Source organism: Belliella marina (genome assembly GCF_042682445.1).
GTDB classification, from domain to species: Bacteria; Bacteroidota; Bacteroidia; order Cytophagales; family Cyclobacteriaceae; genus Belliella; species Belliella marina.
Genome location: NZ_JBHUHR010000039.1, coordinates 47,440 through 66,095, shown reverse-complemented (window position 1 = coordinate 66,095; position 18,656 = coordinate 47,440). Strand labels below are relative to the sequence as shown.

Annotated in this window: 12 protein-coding genes; 3 read left to right on the top strand and 9 right to left on the bottom strand. The window is 39.0% G+C overall.

Annotation, left to right across the window (positions count from 1 at the left end; all coding sequences use genetic code 11):
• Positions 1 to 232 precede the first annotated feature (232 nt).
• From ACFSKL_RS14180 to ACFSKL_RS14145, 8 genes are all read right to left on the bottom strand, one after another.
• Positions 233 to 1,795: a sulfatase family protein gene (locus tag ACFSKL_RS14180; protein WP_376886972.1), complete on the bottom strand. Its 1,563-nt coding sequence runs from the start codon at positions 1,793 to 1,795 to the stop codon at positions 233 to 235.
• Positions 1,796 to 1,819: 24 nt separating this feature from the next.
• Positions 1,820 to 3,181, bottom strand: coding sequence for a glucoamylase family protein (locus ACFSKL_RS14175; protein ID WP_376886971.1), 1,362 nt, complete (start codon positions 3,179 to 3,181; stop codon positions 1,820 to 1,822).
• Between the two features lie 11 nt (positions 3,182 to 3,192).
• Complete coding sequence (locus tag ACFSKL_RS14170) at positions 3,193 to 5,157, bottom strand: glucoamylase family protein (RefSeq protein WP_376886970.1); 1,965 nt, start codon at positions 5,155 to 5,157, stop codon at positions 3,193 to 3,195.
• A 102-nt stretch (positions 5,158 to 5,259) separates the two neighbouring features.
• Positions 5,260 to 6,345, bottom strand: a complete 1,086-nt coding sequence (locus tag ACFSKL_RS14165) for a LamG domain-containing protein (protein WP_376886969.1) — start codon at positions 6,343 to 6,345, stop codon at positions 5,260 to 5,262.
• 32 nt (positions 6,346 to 6,377) lie between these two features.
• Positions 6,378 to 7,922: a RagB/SusD family nutrient uptake outer membrane protein gene (locus ACFSKL_RS14160; RefSeq protein ID WP_376886968.1), complete on the bottom strand. Its 1,545-nt coding sequence runs from the start codon at positions 7,920 to 7,922 to the stop codon at positions 6,378 to 6,380.
• A gap of 14 nt (positions 7,923 to 7,936) precedes the next feature.
• Positions 7,937 to 11,296: a SusC/RagA family TonB-linked outer membrane protein gene (locus ACFSKL_RS14155; RefSeq protein ID WP_376886967.1), complete on the bottom strand. Its 3,360-nt coding sequence runs from the start codon at positions 11,294 to 11,296 to the stop codon at positions 7,937 to 7,939.
• A 151-nt stretch (positions 11,297 to 11,447) separates the two neighbouring features.
• On the bottom strand, positions 11,448 to 12,470 hold the full coding sequence (locus tag ACFSKL_RS14150) for a FecR family protein (protein WP_376886966.1): 1,023 nt from the start codon (positions 12,468 to 12,470) through the stop codon (positions 11,448 to 11,450).
• Between the two features lie 544 nt (positions 12,471 to 13,014).
• Positions 13,015 to 13,614 carry an RNA polymerase sigma factor gene (locus ACFSKL_RS14145; RefSeq protein ID WP_376886965.1) on the bottom strand — a complete coding sequence of 200 codons (600 nt, stop codon included), beginning with the start codon at positions 13,612 to 13,614 and terminating at the stop codon, positions 13,015 to 13,017.
• 121 nt (positions 13,615 to 13,735) lie between these two features.
• Between ACFSKL_RS14145 and ACFSKL_RS14140 the strand changes: the two genes are divergently transcribed.
• The 3 genes from ACFSKL_RS14140 to mgrA all read left to right on the top strand — a co-directional run bounded on the left by ACFSKL_RS14140 (position 13,736) and on the right by mgrA (position 17,373).
• Positions 13,736 to 15,067 (top strand): YfcC family protein, encoded by a 1,332-nt coding sequence (locus ACFSKL_RS14140; RefSeq protein ID WP_376886964.1) that lies wholly within the window; start codon positions 13,736 to 13,738, stop codon positions 15,065 to 15,067.
• Positions 15,068 to 15,335: 268 nt separating this feature from the next.
• Positions 15,336 to 16,367, top strand: coding sequence for a patatin-like phospholipase family protein (locus ACFSKL_RS14135; RefSeq protein ID WP_376886963.1), 1,032 nt, complete (start codon positions 15,336 to 15,338; stop codon positions 16,365 to 16,367).
• Positions 16,357 to 17,373, top strand: a complete 1,017-nt coding sequence (gene mgrA, locus ACFSKL_RS14130; protein WP_376886962.1) for an L-glyceraldehyde 3-phosphate reductase — start codon at positions 16,357 to 16,359, stop codon at positions 17,371 to 17,373. Before ACFSKL_RS14135 ends, mgrA begins: the two co-directional genes overlap by 11 nt.
• A gap of 287 nt (positions 17,374 to 17,660) precedes the next feature.
• On the opposite strand, the gene ACFSKL_RS14125 is transcribed toward mgrA, so the two are convergent.
• Positions 17,661 to 18,452, bottom strand: a complete 792-nt coding sequence (locus tag ACFSKL_RS14125; RefSeq protein WP_376886961.1) for a hypothetical protein — start codon at positions 18,450 to 18,452, stop codon at positions 17,661 to 17,663.
• Positions 18,453 to 18,656 lie beyond the last annotated feature (204 nt).

Genomic DNA, 18,656 nt, shown 5'->3' with positions numbered 1-18,656 from the left:
AATCGGATTACAATAAGTCGATTGGGTCATGGATTGGGCTAACGTACCTGAAATAGCTAAAATGTTAAATAACCAAATGCATTTTACTATTTTAACCAAAACCCTTCTGTTTGATATCATCATCTATTGTTTATTTTAGACTATAACAAAACTCTTTGTTTTCATATGCAAGCCAATTATCCAACCAAGGTGAGTAAGTTTTTACCTGCACATTTTTTTCCTTCAAATCGATTTACCTATGCTCATCAGGAACTGCATATTGGTCTTGCAATTTTCTAAGCTCCGTCTTCAATCTTTCCGAGATTGCTTCGGTCCCTTCATTTCCATAGATGTTTTTCATTTCAGTAGGGTCATTTTGAAGGTCATAGAGCTCCCAGATATCCTCTTTGTAAAAATAAATCAGCTTGTATCTTTCTTCTTTGACTCCATAATGGGCTCTCACATTATGAATCCCAGGGAATTCATAATAGTGATAATAAATAGATGATCTCCAATCTGCCGCCAAACCACCGAAAAGTAATGGCTTAAATGAAGCACCATGCATATCCCCGGGAATTGCAATCCCACATATATCCAAAAATGAAGGTGCAAAATCTATGTTTTGCGTTAAATGTGGAATCGAAATACCGGCTTCTATCTTTCCGGGATATTGCATCAGTGTAGGCATGATAAATGATTCTTCATACATAAACCGCTTATCAAACCAACCATGTTCTCCCAGATAAAACCCTTGATCTGTTGTATAGACTACAAGTGTATTATCCACAAGGTCATTTTCTTCCAGATAATCCAAAATTTTACCAACACTTTCGTCTACCGCCTTAATTACAGCTAGATAATCCTGTAAATATCTTTGCAATTTCCATTCAGCGATACTCACCGAATCACTTGGATCTATTTCAAAGTAGGCATCGTTCTTCTCCCTGTATGCATCCCAAAACTTTTCTATCTCTTCCGGAGTCATTCTGCCAAAAAATACATGAGACCAAGGGTCAAAACGTAAGCTATCAACTCCTCTTTCTATACTCAATTTGAGATCATGCCCCTCAAACATATCCCTATATACATTCATTTCTTGATTGGCTGCCGCAAATCTTCCTTCATAATCATCGAAATAATTATTGGGAACAGGAAATTCTACATCATCATAAAGATTGTAATGCCGCTCTGCCGGTATCCAACTCCTATGGGGGGCTTTGTGTTGCATCATCAAGAAGAATGGTTTCTCAGGATCCCTCTGATCCAACCAATCTACCGTAAGCTCTGTAATGATATCAGTCACATACCCAGATATCTTTACAGTATCTTTGGACGTGACAAAATCGGGATTGTTGTATTCGCCTTGGTCATTCAGTATCTGCCAATGGTCAAAACCAGTAGGTTCAGAAACCAAATGCCATTTTCCTATCAAGGAAGTCTGGTAACCATTTTCCCGAAATATCTTCGCTAAAGTTGCTTGACTCCCATCAAAACCCTCGTTGTTGTTTTGCATAAACCCATTGGCATGACTATGCTTTCCGGTTAGGATGCTTGCCCTACTTGGACCACAAATGGAATTGGCACAATAATTCGCAGTAAATAATACCCCTGCCTTCGCAATCCTATCAATATTGGGAGTAGGTGCAAGCTTGGATATAGGATGTCCATATGCGCTGATTGCCTGTACCGCATGGTCATCGGCCATGATGTACAAGATATTTGGCCTTTCTACTTCCTTTTTTTTAGGTTTTTCACATGAGATCAGAAGTATACAAATGGCAAAGAAATAGATATGGTGTAGTTTGGGTTTCATCATAATTGTCGTGATTTCAGTTCATATTTATTTCAAGCCAGGGTTTTGAAAGCCTAATTTCCCAAGTCCCTGCTGGATTTCTGGAGAGGACATAAACAAATCCCAGAGCAAACCAGTCCTATGGTTTTCGATCATCACTACTATTGGTCCTTGGTCTATAGCCAAATACCTCTGTGGAAACCAATTTTCCGTCTCGCTAAAAGCATCATAAAAACCATATTTTCCAAATAGTTTGTCCCCATATTCTTCATACCAAAACCTCATAGCTTCCATAGAATACTCCGGTGTATAGGGAAAAGAAGAAAGTGCCGCCGTTGGAGAAATCACCCCCTTGTCTCTTTTTTCTCCCGGTGCATGGGCAGCATATCCATTGACCGAATAGCTTGCAGTCAACCCCCAGGACTGCTCCCCATATCCTTCAAACCCATTGGGATTCTCGACACACCAGGCACGATTAGCCAATGTGTGGTTGACATTATGCCTCCAATAGTCTGCATATTGGTCTTTCAAGCCTCTGGGATCCAAAGCCAAATACGAGTAATGTGCCCAAAAAAGAGGCCCACCCATCTCTTCCGCACCATTGTGCTTCAATTCCAGAAGATGTCCAAATGGTTCTGTATCATTTTTTATTGCTCCCTTTCTCGCCCATCCTTCATGATACAATTTGGGATCAATAGAATATGTTGGTGAGGATGCCCCAAGAATATATGCTATCAGCGTTTCATCATATCCTCGCAATCCATGATTCATTTTGAATTCAATATTCGGAGACCAATGCCATAGTAATACATTTTCATTTTTGGCTTTGTACCATGACCACTCCATCTCCTCGTAGAGTTGCGTAATTTTATTGGCCATTGCCTTTTCTTCTCCGTTTCCATCCAGAAAATATTGGCGCACTGTCAACAATCCCTGAATCAAAAATGCAGACTCTACAATATCTCCTCCATCGTCATCAGCACCAAAGGGTTTGACTTTTCCCGTTTCGCCATAAATCCAATGTGGCCAAATACCGTGGAATCTATCTGCTTTTTCCAAGTAATCAACAATATGATTCAGTCTATCAAATCCTTCTTTTCTTGTAATAAAACCTCTCTCAATGCCTACCAAAATAGCCATTATCCCAAAACCTGACCCTCCTGTTGTTACCACATTTTGATCGTTTTCAGGGTATTCTCCATCTAGATGAACCCTTTCCCTCGCCAAACCCGATGTCGGCTCAGCACCATCCCAAAAGTACTGGAATGTCCTATACTGGACCAAAGTCATCAACGAATCATCAGAGATCATATCGTCTTCAGAATCTTGAATCACCTGTTCCCGATTCTTTTGATTGCAGGAGACTACAAAGAACAAAACCGATAATATCCATAAGCTTAATTTCTTCATTCTATGTAATTTTAGTAATTGAAATTTAATTTGTCCAAACCTGCTTTGACCTCTTCATCTTTCATGAATAAATCCCAGAGCAAAGCAGTTCGATGATTCTCTATCATCAATATAATTGGCCCTTGGTCAATCGCCAAGTAAGAATCTGCAAACCAATTTTCCGTTAAGTTAAAGGCATCGTAAAATCCAAAATCACCCCACAACCTATCTCCTAACTGGTAGTAAAAAAACTCAAGGGCTTCTATCGACTCTTCTGGTGTATAAGGCATGGAAGAAAGTGCTGCTGTTGGAGTGATTACACCTTTATCATTTATAGGTGAATGTGCAGAATACCCTTCATGATTGTCACTTGCCGTAAGCCCCCAAGAATATGTTTCGTATCCGGCATAACCTAGAGGGTTTGTAATCACATGCATTCTATTGATCAAAGTGTGATTTTTGCTTTGAGTCCAATAATTAGCATACTGATCTGATAAATTCCTGGGGTCAAGCCCCAAAAAAGAGTAATGGGAAAAGAACAAGGGACCTCCCAAATCCTCTCCTAGAGGAAGTGTGATATTGTAGAAATCTGAGCCATTTCCCATATTCCCATTTCTTGCCCAGCCTTTGTCATAAACAGATTTGCTTATTGGAAAAGTAGGCGATGATGCTGCCAATACATATACTATCAGAGATTCATTGTAGCCACGAATCGGTAGGTTCATTGTCCACTCATGCTGTGGAGACCAATGCCAGTATAGAACATCTTGATTGCCTCTAGTGTACCAACTCCATTCTACTTCTTCCCACAGCTTGGTGATTTTATCGATGATGGTTTTCTCGTTTGGTGTAGATTCATCAAGGTATTGCTTGACAGTCAAAAGGCCTTGGATCATGAATGCTGTTTCTACCAAGTCTCCACCGTTATCAAATTGAGAAAATGGAAGGACTTTTCCAGTATTGCCATCCAGCCAATGAGGCCAAACCCCATGGAACTTATCTGCACCTTCCAAGAAGTCTACAATCCGTGTCAACCTTTCAACACCTTGTTGCCTAGTGATAAATCCTCTTTCTATGCCCACAACAATCGCCATCACACCAAAACCAGACCCTCCTACTGTTACCAAATTTCCTGATGTGTTTCGCTCTCTCGCCATACCGCATGCCGGATGTGCGAAGTCCCAGAAATATCTAAAAGTTTGCTCTTGAACTTTAGTCAATAGTTCTTCTGTCGGAATTCTTGGAAAATTCGACTGTTCAAAATTCGGAACAGTAAAAAATTCATATGTTTTACTGTTTTGGGTAACCACCCCATTTTCTGATTCAATTCCAGGTTCAAATACAAGTTGATATTTTGAAAAACCTTTTAAAAGAACCTCACTTTTAACTATGACAATCCTTCCTATTTGAAAGATTTCCAATTGAACTGTACTTGGTCCTATCAATCTGATTTTATCGGATAGATTTTGGTCTTCATTTAGATTATCTGTAAATTCTATGGTAGCATTCAGGAATCTAGGTGTATTTACATATCGGCCAGTACTGGTGATTTTCCCTCCGTGAAAATCTATTCTCCTAATTTCGTTGTCTGTTTTTTCGGTAATAAACCTTATTCCTGTGTTGGTAAAACCTTCACCATTTGCCCCCTTAAAGTTCATTAGGTCTAGTGTATAGATATGATTTGGGGTTAAAAGACCATTTGGGTAAATCAATAATTCCCTATTGCTCGAAACCAAGGTGAAAGTATGCACTACTTCATCCTGCAACTGACCTTTAAACACAATTCCATTTTCAATTGAACTGGGATCCAAGGCACCCGAAAATTTAAAGCTCAAAGGCTTATCCAATGGAATATTTTGGTATGTAAAATCCTGCATAATTGGCGTTTCACTGCCTACCGAGAATTCAGTCATGATGATATTTGGAAGTTCTTTTTCCTCTTTGCAGGAAATCAACAAAAGCCAAATTGCAGAAAACAAAATTGTGAATCTTTTCATTGTTGAAGCAATCAAAATGTTTAGTAAATAAATAGGGCCCTAAATAAGGGAAGGTTCGGCCTGACCAAACCTTCCCCTTGAATTATTATTTATAGAATAACATTATGGTTTTTCTTCATCGATGATTGCTTGGATTTCAGTTTGTGTCAGTGCTTTACTGAATATTCTCAGCTCATCGATCAAACTCTGTGTAGAGAGGTGTCCCCACTCAGCAAATCTTGGTGCTCCAGAGCCAACTGACAAAAGATCACATCCAGCCCAATCAATTCCTGAAAAAGAACCTTGGCTAACGACTTGTCCATCTAAATAAACTGCAACATTTGAGCCTGAGATAGAAATTGCTATATGTACCCATTCATTGAGACTAGGATCGATATCTGCTGCTGGCCCACCATCAAACCAATTCTCTCCTGAACCATTACCTACATTGAGTTTGATCCTCTGCATGGATCCAGCTGCTTCCCGGAACAGCCTAAACCCATGGTTTCTGAAATTTTGGTTTGTTGGATTGTTTGGATCTGGTGGCCCCATGACCAAGATTCCAGCTCTATCTGGATTAGGGTTTACTTTGTACCAAAATACAGCTGAGAACTCTTCGTTTGTAAGCCCAGTGGTAGGCAGTGTCAAGTAGCCACTACTGCTACCTTGATAGGCTCTTCCTTGGACGCCAGCAGCTGCAAACCCCGGAGAACCGACAATCGTGGCTTCTTTTACACTCACCAACTCAAGGTAATCCCCATCAAATGGCAAATAGAAAACCTCATTGTCATATACAGGAACATAAGGCTCTACTTTCTCAAAGTTCACAGTCTCTATCGTAGTCTTTCCCGAGAGATCTTTTGCCTCGATCACAAGGACATGATTACCATTTCCCAATTGCTCATGGGCAAAGGTTTTTACAAACTTCCTATAATCAAGAAACTCATTCACCTGAAGGATTTCTGTTCCATTCAACCTCACTATTACAGATTCTATTTCAATATCATCAGAAACCTCAAAATTGATATTGAGCGTAGTAGTTTCATCAGGAACCCTGATCTGTGTTCCTTCAAGCGGGAAATTTATGACAATCGAAGGTGCCGTCTCATCGGGACCGGGAGCTACCGGTACGATATCGTCAGTATAGGTCCCATCACATCCAAAGGCTATCAAAGCCAATGCAATCAGGTATATATTTAAGTTTTTCATTTTTAGTCGTTTTAAGATTTTAACAATCATTCTTAACCTTGGGGTGTATCACCAGACAATTGTGGTAAGATATCTACTTGGATCAATGGGTATGGATAGTACTTGTGTATAGCAGGTTGGAAATTCCTTCCTCCAAAATTCAATTCACTACCCCTATCATAGCGCATCAAATCGTAAAACCTGATACCCCATTCCATTCCAAATTCAGCAAACTTCTCATCCAAAACAGTATCAAGTGTAACTGTACTTACCGATCCCAATCCAGCTCTATTTCTCACCAAATTAACAGCCTCAGTAGCTGACAGTGATGGAGAATTGGCTCCATTCACCAAAGCTTCAGCATGCATCAACAAAATTTCGGAATATCTGATGACCGTCATGTTTTTGTTGGTGCCATAAGTAAATCTTCCTGGGGTGAGTTGGTTAGATGGTAAATAGTGTTTGCCACTCATAAAGTTATACCTAGGATGGTTATTGAAAACATCCCCATCTGGTGTTACATTGGAAATCCAAGTAGGCAAATTCGAGTAATTCGGATCTGACCTTATTTCCGCAATTCCATCTGGAGTAAAGATGACTGTAGTTTCCAATCTGGTTCTTTCGTTTCTATCAAGCATAAACTTGATATATTTAGGAGTAGGAGCCCAGAATCCCCACCCGTTGGATGCACCTGCCACAGCTGGTGTCCAGCTGGAAGGACCAAAGAAGGAGAAATTATAGCTCAACACAGTACCTGTAGCATTACCAAAGTCAGAATATTGAAACTCAAATACATTTTCCCTATTTAGCTTACCGGGAATTTTAAACAATTCATAATAGTCAGACTCCAATGCAAACTGATTCGAGCTGATAATCTGACTGGTAGCGTCTGCTACTCCCTGCCAGTTTTTCATTTCCAAATTTGCCTGTGCTTTGATTGCCAATGCTGTAGCCCTGGTCACACCTCCCCTGATATCCGATCTTTGGTTTGGATGGACATTTGGCAACAAAGGAATTGCCTGATCCATCTGTGTCGATATATAGGTCATTACCTCATCAAAATTTGACAATTCTACATCAAACAATGCAGTAGGTTGTGAGATTTCAGGAATCAGGATTGTACCCCAAAGTCTAGCCAAAAGCAACAGTTGAAAAGACTTCATTACTTTAATCTCAGCGATATATTGTTCGGCAGTAGAAGCTGTTGCTCCAGCTTCTTGATATTTTCTGATTTCTTCCATAGCACCATTCCAATGGAGAATATCTGTATATAAATTCAACCAAGAAGAGTTGTATATCCAAAAATTTCTGTCATATCTAAACAAGTCTGTTTCAATTAATGCTTCTTGGTCACCTGCTGGAGTCACATCGTCTCCTCTTACTGCAATCGTTGGGAAGGTTTCCCATTGAAGATCATACAGCTCTCCATAAGCCCCGTACAGCAGTAAAATCATATTTTCAGATTGGGAATAATCTGTTTCTTCTGCTATAATTTCGTTTTCAAGTGGATGATCTAAGAAATCCGAGCAAGAAGTTATACTGAACAAGGCAACAAACATCAATGCCAAGCCACTTTTTATATATTTATTAGTTTTCATGATATTCTCCTTTCTTAAAATTTAACATTCAGACCTACTGTGTAAACTGCAGGGATTGGATAAACTTCTCTATCTATACCATCTGCAACCTCTGGATTGAAACCATTGTAGTTGAACATCGTCAATGGCCTTTCTGCGGTAAAGGAAATCCTTGTTTCAGGCATCTGCAATCCAAAAAGTGGCTTGTCAATTATGGAATAAGAAACCCGGACATTTTGGATTCTAAAATATGATCCATCTTCCACGAAGTAAGTACTCATATTTTGATTCCAACCCTTTCTCAATCCTGCTGCAGATGGATACATATTTGATGTGCCTTCACCTCTCCAAAGATTATCCGCTAAATTCGCATCGATATTGGTATCATTGGTAAAGATCATTTCCCCTCTTTTTCTGTTCATAATGCTAAATCCGGACTGGCCTTGAAACAAGGCAGAAAAATCCCAATTCTTATACCTAAATCCGGCATTGAAACCATAAGTCAATTCTGGAAGGAATGATCCTAAAACTGTTCTATCCAAGTCATCGATAATTCCATCACCATTCAAATCCCTAAACCTTAAATCCCCCGGTTGGATATTATTCTCAGCAATAAACTCCTCTGTATAACCACTGTTGGCAATATCCGCTTGGTTTTGAAATACACCATCTACTTCATATCCGAAAAACGCTGAAAGCGGTTGTCCCACAATCGATCGCTGACGGAACTCAGCAGGACCTTCATCCAAATATTCAGGACCTCCAAGGCTCAAAACCGAGTTTTTCAAAGTGGCAATATTCCCAGAAACGTAGTAGGAAAAATCTTCTGTAACTTGATCACTCCAACCTAAGGTCAATTCAATACCTTGATTTCTAATTTGTCCAACACTTCTTCTTTCAGTCGGTCTGATTACCGGAGGAATGATACGAACAGCAAGATTCCTAGTATCTCTGATAAAATAATCGGCATCTAAGGTTAACCTGTCATTTAAGAATCTTGCATTGATCCCAACATTGGTTTCCACAGTGGTCTCCCATCTGTCAATCAAATCAAAAGTAGGGTTTAGTGTCCTACCAACAATTAGTGTATTATTTAATGCAACATTTCTTTGTCCAAAAGTAGGTCTCCCTACAGCTGGATCAATCGCATCATTCCCCAGTTGCCCCCAAGAACCTCTTAGCTTCAGGAAATCTATTCCTCTGACATTGAAAAAACTCTCTGAAGTCAAAACCCATCCTGCACCAAAAGTTGCGAAATTACCCCATTTCTCCTGGAACTTATTGTTACCATCCCTTCTTAGAGTAGCATAGAGCAAATATCTATCGTCATAATTGTAGGCTACCCTTCCGAAAAATGAAAGGTAGTTCAATCTTAAACCTTCATCACCAATTCTATCAAGGTCGAAATTTGTGGAATTTGATAGATACCAAAACTCTTCTTGATTTCTATTAGGCTCTGGATTCAGTCCTTGGCCTGTTGCGAATAAAACCTCATTATATTCTGTACGGAAAGATTGGCCCAATACAGCAGTAAAGTCATGCTTTCCAAATCCATCAGTATAGGTAAAGAAATTATCCACAATTTGATTGTATGCAGCTAAATTTCTTCTACTCATTCCTGATGGATTCTCGGTCACACCGTCGTTGTAAGAAAAATTGACATTTCTCGCATTTACGACATCAATGCTGTAATTGTAAGCAGTCCTGAATTTTAATTTGTTTGGAATAATCTCAAAATCTGCGAAGAAATTACCCATTACTTTAGCAACATGATTTCTTCTGTCAGTGTATAATAAGCTATAATATGGATTTTGGTTATTTCTATATCCCAATTGCTGCGCGTTCGAAAGCCCAAAAGGTTCTGCGGCGGTATTCAATTGATCATACACTGGAAGAATAGGGACAGCAAAGTACGATCTAAACCAGGCACTGTTGTCTCCATTGAATTGTCGGGCTGTACTTAGGTTTATATTCCCTCCTACTGACAACCAATCTCTCAAATCCGAATCCAATTTAACCCTGAAGTTCAACCTCTTATATTCATTTCTAGTATCATTCAACAATCCCTGCTGTTCGAAATAACTACCTCCAATCGAATACCTGGTATTTTCACCTCCACCGTTAAAAGTCAATGAATGATTTTGGATAGATGCCGGACTCATGACCTCAGAGTACCAATCTGTATTTACATCCGGCAAACTAGGATCAATCCTGCTTCTTCCATAGCGCTGGATTGCATTGTTTACAAAAGCAATATCTGCTGCACTTCCAGTCTCATTAACATACCCAACATATTGTTGCGTGTTTGCCATTTTCAAAACATTCTGTGGGTTTTGGATACCTACATAGCCATCATAGATAATTTCTGCCTTTTGGTTGTATTTTCCTGATTTGGTTTCTATCAATACCACACCATTGGCAGCCCTTACCCCATAAATTGCTGCGGCAGATGCGTCCTTTAGGATATTGATAGTCTCAATATCCCCTGGATTTAGAAAATCAATATTGTCAAAAAACATCCCATCCACCACATAAAGCGGTGCTCCCCCTCCTTCGAATGAACCTACACCTCTTACACGTACCGTTGGCGAAGCACCTGGTGCACCATTGGAAACAATCTGAACACCTGCTACCCTACCTTGCAATGATTGCATCGCTTGGGCATTTGGGGTTTTTACGATATCCTCTGTCTTTACCGTAGAAATTGAAGATGTCAAATCCCTTTCCTTGATGGTACCATAACCGATGACGACTACCTCATCCAAGGTACTCTGATCTTCCTGCATCTGTACATTGATGGTGTCAGAATTGCCTACTACAAAACGTTGCTTTTCGAACCCTACAAATGAAAAAACCAAAGCCTGACCTTCCTCTACTTCAATGGAATAGTTCCCATCGATATCTGTAACCGTACCACTTGTAGTTCCATCAATGACTACCGTAACACCTGGCAAAGGTTCACCGGAAGGGTCAACAACCGTACCTTTGACTGTGATTTCCTCCATGATAGAAACTACATTGCTGACATTTCTTCTATCTTTCCTGACGTCGATGCTATTGTTGACTTGTCTAAATGAAAATGAAGTCTGCTTTGCTACCTCTATCAAAAAAGACTCAACAGTACCTGTCTTTTTTGTAATGGTTATCTCTGTATCAAGTTTGATATCTTTCCTGTCAAACGAAAAATTGTACGGAGTGAGACTCTCCACCTGATTGAAGAATTGACCAAGACTTTGACTACCATTCTTGATGTCTATGCTTACTTTGTCAATAGGCTTATATTGACCATTGGCAGCTGTGGCAAGAACAAAATTGAACGTCAATAATTGGAATGCAAATCCATATATAAAATATTTGGAAAACATATAAATGACTTTTCTAAAATTTATTTTCATATTTTCATGGTTTATTGAATTGAACGATTCGATAAAAGGTCTTTTGATAATGCCATTCCCCAATGTTTTTTATCAATTGACCCAAATTAGGCCGATAGATACCCGTATCTATTGGCCTTCTTTTTAAGTTTTATTGTCTTTGTACATAATGCTAAAATTTAATTTCCACTTGTTTATCCTTTATTTTAAAATCAAAATGCTCAACATAGGACATACTTTTGAGTACCACTTCTAAAGATTGATTTTGGTACTCACCCGAAAAATCCCATTTGATTCCATTGGAATTGTAAAGACTGATATCCACACCATACCACTCTTCCAATTTTTCTATTACTTCAGGAAGCGAATTGTTGTCAAAAATAATTTTCCCCTCCTTCCAGGCCAATACCTTGGAATAATCAAAATATCGCACCTCAAATTCCTTAGACGTAAGATTAAAATGCAGCTCTTCATTGGGTTTCAAAGCCATTGATTCCAAAATATCTTGATCATCTCCAACAATTACTTTTCCTGAAACCAGAGAGATTTTGATAAGCCCATCAGTCTTGGAATTGATATTGAATGAAGTGCCGAGTGCTGTTGTAATACTATTTCTGGAAATAACTTTGAATGGTTTCTCTTCATCTTTGGCAACATCAAAAAAACCTTCGCCCAATAGCTCTACTACCCTCGTAGAATCAGAGAATTTATCTGGAAAAATCAATTTACTGTTCGTATTCAACCATACCCTGGTTCCGTCAGGCAAAGTGAAACTCAATTTTTCCCCTACCCCAGCTTTCTTTTCTAAAAATATGACCTCATCGACTTCAGTGACAGAATAGTTCCAAGCATAAAATGACCATGAAACCAATATAGCAAATGCAAATATTGCAGCAACTTTAAAAAATTGGCCAAAGTTAAACCACTTTTGAAAACCGCTTTCACCTTTTATCTCACCATCATGGTTTGCCGATTCTTTCAATATTTGTGATAAAACAGCTTTCTTCAACTCTTCACTTGGTATTTTATCTTCAAACTTCAACCCAGCGACCAATTCCCTAGCTTCTTTGAAAGCCGGTAATGATTCTGGGTTTGATTCCAACCAATTTTTCCAATAAAGCTCCAACTCTTCATTAGGTGATTTGACCCACTTAATAAATTCGGGATTCATCAAAAAACTTTCTTTCGTGTACATTTATAATTAATATTAGCGTTGTCTTACATTTAGTAAAGACAAAAAACCGTTAAATGACATCACTATTTTTTAAGAAATTTTAAGTTTTTTTCAAATCACCAAATTATAGGGAGATTTCAGGGCTAACGCCCCTCATGGGAATGGCGGTCTATTGTTTTTCTACGAAGTATGCAGGGCTACGCCCCTGGATTGCGTAGCAAGGTTTTTTGAGAATACAAAGATGGTAGGAATACGTCTTTGTTTGATTTGAAATGGATTTGTTGATTGAAGAGATGGTGAAATTTTAGACTAGTTCACAAAAAAAACATTGACAAAATATCATTCATGCATCCCTTCAATTTGGCGTTGGGGGCGTAGCCCTCTTTTCTTAGTAGAAAAAATGCTCGATGTTGTGGGTTTAAGGGGCGTAGCCCTGTGATCTTGAATTTGTTCGGTAAGCATTGATGTTTCAGGGCTAACGCCCTTTTTTCATTTGCTTGTGATTGTGTTTTTCTTGTCGATATGATTATCAGATTCTTTTTGAAAAACAGTTGAATCAAAAACCTTAAAATATATCCCTCAAAAACGATATTGATTTGTAAATCAGATTCCTGACTGACTTGATGTTATCCAAATTCATGATTTCCTGAATTTCCCTGTAGGTCAGTTCTTCATAAAAATAATAATATACCACTTCTTTCTTTCTTGGGCTCAACTGTTTGATCGCCTGATTGAGCTTTCTTGACCTCTCATCATCAACTTGTCTATCAATCAACAATTGCTCTGGTGAAAAACTGAAATCAAAAAAATAATTCTCATCCACAGTTTCCAGGTTTGAATACCATTTGCCTTCTTCTTTGATCAGTTTTCTTTTAAGGCTTTTAAAAAGATAAAATTTTATGGAACTTGTCTGGCCCAGCTTTGACCTGTTTTTTCTCAGCTCTATAAACAAATCTTGGATGGCATCCTTCAGCATCGCTTCCGAATGACAAATTTTCCATCCATAGGCATAGAGCTTATCAAAATAATTTTGATAAATCATGATAAATGCCGATTCGCTTCCAGATCTAAAAGCATTCCAGATTTCAATATCCGACGCCTTGTTTACAGGTTTTGAATCTGGTTCAACAAAATTAATATAATAGGGTTTATTGCTATTTACCATAATCTTAGTGATTATAACAAATTTAAAATACTTTTAAATCTAGTCATTTAAATTAGATATTTGGAAAGCAATACCATTTAATCTTCAATTAATTATCTTTAACACTCTGATTTCTACCCATATGAAACGATCATTTCCACACCCCATGATTATTATGCTATCCTTTGTGGTATTGGCAACAATATGTACCTACCTGATACCTTCTGGGGAATATGACAGGGTTTTGGATGTAGAAACAGGTCGTGAGGTGGTTGTTGAGGGAAGTTACAAAAGAATTGAGAATGCACCTGTCGGGGTTGGGCAGATGTTTTTGAGTGTTCCTGAAGGGATTATCGAAGGAGCAGAGATTGTGGTTTTGATTATTATTGTCGGCGGGGCTTTTTATGTAGTGGACAAGACAGGTGCTTTTCAAACTGGCTTAGAATCTTTGATTTATAGATTCAAAAATGCCAAATCGTATCTCTTAGCCATCATTGCGGTTCTCTTTGCCACAGCTGGGGCACTGAATGGTTTACAAGAGGAGATTATTGCCATGGTCCCTATTCTGATGATACTTTCCCAAAGGATAGGTTACACGAAAGTGGCAGGTATAGCGATCAGCTTGGGAGCAGCCTTGATTGGTGGAGCCTTTGGCCCTACGAATCCATTCTCGGTAATCATCGCACAGAAGCTTGCCGAAGTACCATTGTTCTCTGCTGGCATGTATAGGATGGTATTTTTCGGTATCGCTTTGCTGTTTTGGATCATCTATGTGATCAAGACCGGAAAAGATGATAGCGCTGAGTGGCACTCGTACACTGAAAAGCCAGCAAACATTTCCCCTTCCCATATTGTCATTTTATTACTGGTAGCCTTGACATTTGTGGTGATGATCTATGGCTTGACCAATTGGGCATGGGATTACAATGAAATGTCAGCTATCTTTTTTGCAATGGGATTGGCAGCCGGATTTATTGGAAAACTGGGCATCAATGGAACAGCCAAAGCTTATTCAGAAGGGTTTGCTGAACTTATTTTTGCCGGCATCATAGTAGGGCTTGCAAGGAGTATTTACCTCCTACTCCAAGAAGGGCAGATCATTGACACCATCATTTACACTTTGTTTGCGCCAATTGAAAGCTTGCCATTGGGATTGTCGGCATTCGGGATGATGATAGCACAGGCAATTTTACATATCCCTGTTCCCAGTACTTCTGGACAAGCTGTATTGACCATGCCTTTGCTTACTCCTATAGCTGATTTGATAGGCATGTCCAGACAAGTAGTGGTACTGGCTTACCAATATGGCGCTGGCATCATGGATTTGGTGACTCCCAGCAATGGTGGTTTGATGGCAATTCTGGCTGCAGCTGGTGTATCATACAAAGAATGGATCCAATATGCGTGGAAACCTATTTTGGTGATTTTTTTAATCGCATCCATATCAGTGGTATTGGGGATTTACGTTTTATAATGGTTTTATAATGGTTTTTTATGAAATAATATGAGTATCCGAAATGATTCACTGCAACAATAGACTAATAACCCTTGTCCGCCGTGGGGTAAATAATGATTATCCGCTTGAACCTGTCTTTCAATTTAGTTTAAGGTGTTAATGCAGGCAATCATACAGAATGATTATAACTGCTTAATTATTAACCATTAATATTAATATTATTCCATATTTCATTAACTTTAAGCTACTGACATTCTATTTTCAAACAAATAATCGCTCAATACCCATGAAACAAGTAGCTATACTTTCCATAGATGGCGGTGGAATAAGGGGAATCATTCCAGGCACAATCTTGCAACTGATTGAAGAGAAAATCCAGGAGAAAACACAAAATCCACAGGCACGGCTTTTGGACTATATAGATTTTGTGGCAGGTACCAGTACCGGAGGGATTCTGGGTTGTGCCATGCTGGTGCCAGATCCGATTGATCCTTCACGCCCGAAATACAGCATGGAAGAGGTCGTCAATCTTTATCATGAAAATGGTGCTGCTATTTTCAGCAAAAGCCTTGGACACAAATTGAAATCGGTTTTTGGCTGGCGGGAAGAAAAGTACCCCAGCACAAACTTAAAAATAGCTTTAAAAAAGTACTTTGGTGATGTATACCTCAGCGAATTGATGAGGCCAAGTCTTTTTGCTTCCTATGACATTGAAAGTAGGAAAGCGAAATTTTTCAAACATGGATATGCCTGTCAAGATGAATCCCATGATTTTTATGTGAGGGATGTATCGCTGGCTACTGCCGCTGCTCCTACATATTTCGAAGCTGCGCTCATCGAGTCAAGATTTGGATCAAAGTATCCCTTGATAGATGGAGGTGTATTTGCCAACAATCCAGCTATGTGTGCTTATGCAGAGGTTCGAAAATGCACTTTTGGAAATATTGCAAACCCTACCTCCAAAGACATGTTGTTACTTTCCTTGGGTACCGGCTCTGTCAAAGAAGAAATCCCGTACAGCAAAGCCAAGAATTTCGGGCTGGCACAGTGGATCAAGCCCCTCATAGATGTCATGATGTCCGGAAATTCCGAAACAGTTTCGCACCAACTTGAGTGGCTGTTTGATGCTGGCAACAATAGGGATGGTTTTATCAGGATTGAGCCAGAACTACATCAAGCAAAACCTGATATGGATGATGCAAGTAGGTCAAATATGAATGCCTTAAGAGATGCAGCCATAAAATATGTCAAGGATAATCCCGAAAAAATCAATATCCTTGTAGACAAACTTATCGCAAACCAAACCTATGAAGATTAACGATCAAGAACCATTAAAGACCTTTGTTGCCAAAGAAAACAGATATGACCAAATGCCCTTTAGAAGATGTGGAAAGAGTGGCCTCTTACTTCCCGAAATCTCCCTCGGCTTATGGCACAACTTCGGGCATAATGCTGATTTCAACAATGCCAGAAGTATCCTGAGACAAGCATTTGACTTTGGAATCACCCATTTTGATTTGGCCAACAACTACGGGCCACCTTATGGCTCAGCAGAGGAAACTTTTGGCAGGATCCTAGAGAAGGATTTTAAAAACTACAGAGACGAACTGATCATTTCTACCAAAGCTGGATGGGATATGTGGCCTGGCCCTTATGGGAATTTTGGATCTAAAAAATACCTGATTGCTTCCCTAGACCAGAGTCTCAAAAGGATGGGATTGGAATATGTGGACATATTCTACCACCATAGACCTGACCCGAATACACCACTGGAAGAGACCATGGGAGCTTTGGATCACATAGTCCGACAAGGAAAGGCACTATATGTAGGTATTTCACAATACAGTCCTGAAGACACTCTCAAGGCTTCCAAAATCTTAAAAGATCTGGGTACCCCTTGTCTAATCCACCAGCCAAGGTACAACATGCTGAATAGATGGGTGGAAAATGGGCTCTTGGATGTCATAGAAGAAGAAGGGATTGGTTCGATTGCCTTTTCCCCCCTGGGTCAGGGAATCTTGACTGACAAATACCTGAATGGAATCCCTGAAGATAGCAGGATAGCAAAAGACGGAAGGTATCTCAAAAAGGAGGTTATCTCAGAGGAGCTGCTCAATAAAGTAAAATCACTCAACCAAATCGCCTCAAACAGAAACCAAAGTTTGGCACAAATGGCTATTGCTTGGTTACTCAAAGACCCAAGAATCACCACAGTACTCATTGGGGTAAGTAAACCATCCCAACTGGAAGACAATGTCAAATCTGTCAATAACACTATCTTCAGCAAAGAAGAGATTGATGCCATTGAAGATATCCTGAAATAGGTAATACAATTATCAGTCAGTAATTGCTTTACTTCAAGAATATACCATTCTGTAGATTAAATACTTGTGGGGGAAAGAAAAAAGGGAAAAAGAATAGCTTCTTTTCCCTTTTTCCTTTGGCCTAGACAAAAACTTGACTTTGCAGACTTTGTTGAAACCTTAGTGGGCTTGGTGGTGAAAAACTTAACCACAAGGAACACTATGAATACGCAAAGGACACAAAAATATTAAACTGAAATTTTCGCCTAAACAAGAGGGATTTCCCCCTGACCGGTACATTAATTAGGTTATCTAATTGTACTTTCGAGGGTAGCAAGATAAACCCATTTTTGGTCTCTGGATTTCAATCCCTTTTCCACGGCTGCCTGCTGCTCAGCAGTAGACTCCAGATCCTCGTATTCCATTGCATTGAAAAACTGCACATAATCAGAATACATATTCATCGTCAGGTGCGTTGATTTGGCCTCACTTCCAAAAGGTAATGCAGTCCGCAACAATGTCCAACTTCCCATCAAACCTTTCTCTATCCTACTTTGATGGATTGGCATGAAAACTTCCCTTTCAGCTTTTTCATAATCCTGAAATTTCCCTTCTACTGCTTTCATCAAATCAAATGATGCCAACACCCCTTTTTTCATTCTAAAATTATCTTTGGTATTTGAAATTTGCTGCATGTATGTTCTTTGCGCCAAATCATGCGTTGAAAAAGCATGTTCAAATTTTTCCCTCACTTGTTTCTCTGTCATATGTGGATTTGAAACCATTGAGTACCTTATTAAATCTTCTTCTGTAAGCCCACTCAACATTGAAACCGGATCCTTGTAGTAAGTGATGGTTATATATTGAAACTCTCCAGCATCAGCACCAGAGTGAAGAGACCAAAAATCCCAACCTAAAATCCTGTCGTCATTTACTGCTGATTGATAAACCTTTTCCATAAAGTCTTTATACTCAATAAAGTCATACATTTGAGAAGTCTCAACTTTAATAAATTCAAATACAAGATACCGTGATTCCTGAGCATGCATTGCTCCAAGCAAGAATATTCCGAGAATTAGAGATAAAACTGATTTTTTCATGGCTATAGATCTTTTGGGTTTTTGTCATTTGATATGCTTCTCTTAAAATTTAAGAATATAATTTTGATAATAATAATTTTTCACCCATTTTTTTATTGCAAAATATCAATTTGGTAAAATTCACCAATTTGAGAACTATACTATTTTCAATAAATCTTTGAAAGTATCATTAGGAATAAAATCTTGATATTGCTAACTTTTAAA

What these genes read in the sequence shown, in the direction of transcription:
- ACFSKL_RS14175 (WP_376886971.1), bottom strand. Translation starts at nt 3,181, where the DNA reads ATGAAGAAATTAAGCTTATGGATATTATCGGTTTTGTTCTTTGTAGTC.
- ACFSKL_RS14155 (WP_376886967.1), bottom strand. Translation starts at nt 11,296, where the DNA reads ATGAAAATAAATTTTAGAAAAGTCATTTATATGTTTTCCAAATATTTT.
- ACFSKL_RS14170 (WP_376886970.1), bottom strand. Translation starts at nt 5,157, where the DNA reads ATGAAAAGATTCACAATTTTGTTTTCTGCAATTTGGCTTTTGTTGATT.
- ACFSKL_RS14145 (WP_376886965.1), bottom strand. Translation starts at nt 13,614, where the DNA reads ATGGTAAATAGCAATAAACCCTATTATATTAATTTTGTTGAACCAGAT.
- ACFSKL_RS14140 (WP_376886964.1), top strand. Translation starts at nt 13,736, where the DNA reads ATGAAACGATCATTTCCACACCCCATGATTATTATGCTATCCTTTGTG.
- ACFSKL_RS14135 (WP_376886963.1), top strand. Translation starts at nt 15,336, where the DNA reads ATGAAACAAGTAGCTATACTTTCCATAGATGGCGGTGGAATAAGGGGA.
- ACFSKL_RS14160 (WP_376886968.1), bottom strand. Translation starts at nt 7,922, where the DNA reads ATGAAAACTAATAAATATATAAAAAGTGGCTTGGCATTGATGTTTGTT.
- ACFSKL_RS14125 (WP_376886961.1), bottom strand. Translation starts at nt 18,452, where the DNA reads ATGAAAAAATCAGTTTTATCTCTAATTCTCGGAATATTCTTGCTTGGA.
- ACFSKL_RS14180 (WP_376886972.1), bottom strand. Translation starts at nt 1,795, where the DNA reads ATGATGAAACCCAAACTACACCATATCTATTTCTTTGCCATTTGTATA.
- ACFSKL_RS14165 (WP_376886969.1), bottom strand. Translation starts at nt 6,345, where the DNA reads ATGAAAAACTTAAATATATACCTGATTGCATTGGCTTTGATAGCCTTT.
- mgrA (WP_376886962.1), top strand. Translation starts at nt 16,357, where the DNA reads ATGAAGATTAACGATCAAGAACCATTAAAGACCTTTGTTGCCAAAGAA.
- ACFSKL_RS14150 (WP_376886966.1), bottom strand. Translation starts at nt 12,470, where the DNA reads ATGTACACGAAAGAAAGTTTTTTGATGAATCCCGAATTTATTAAGTGG.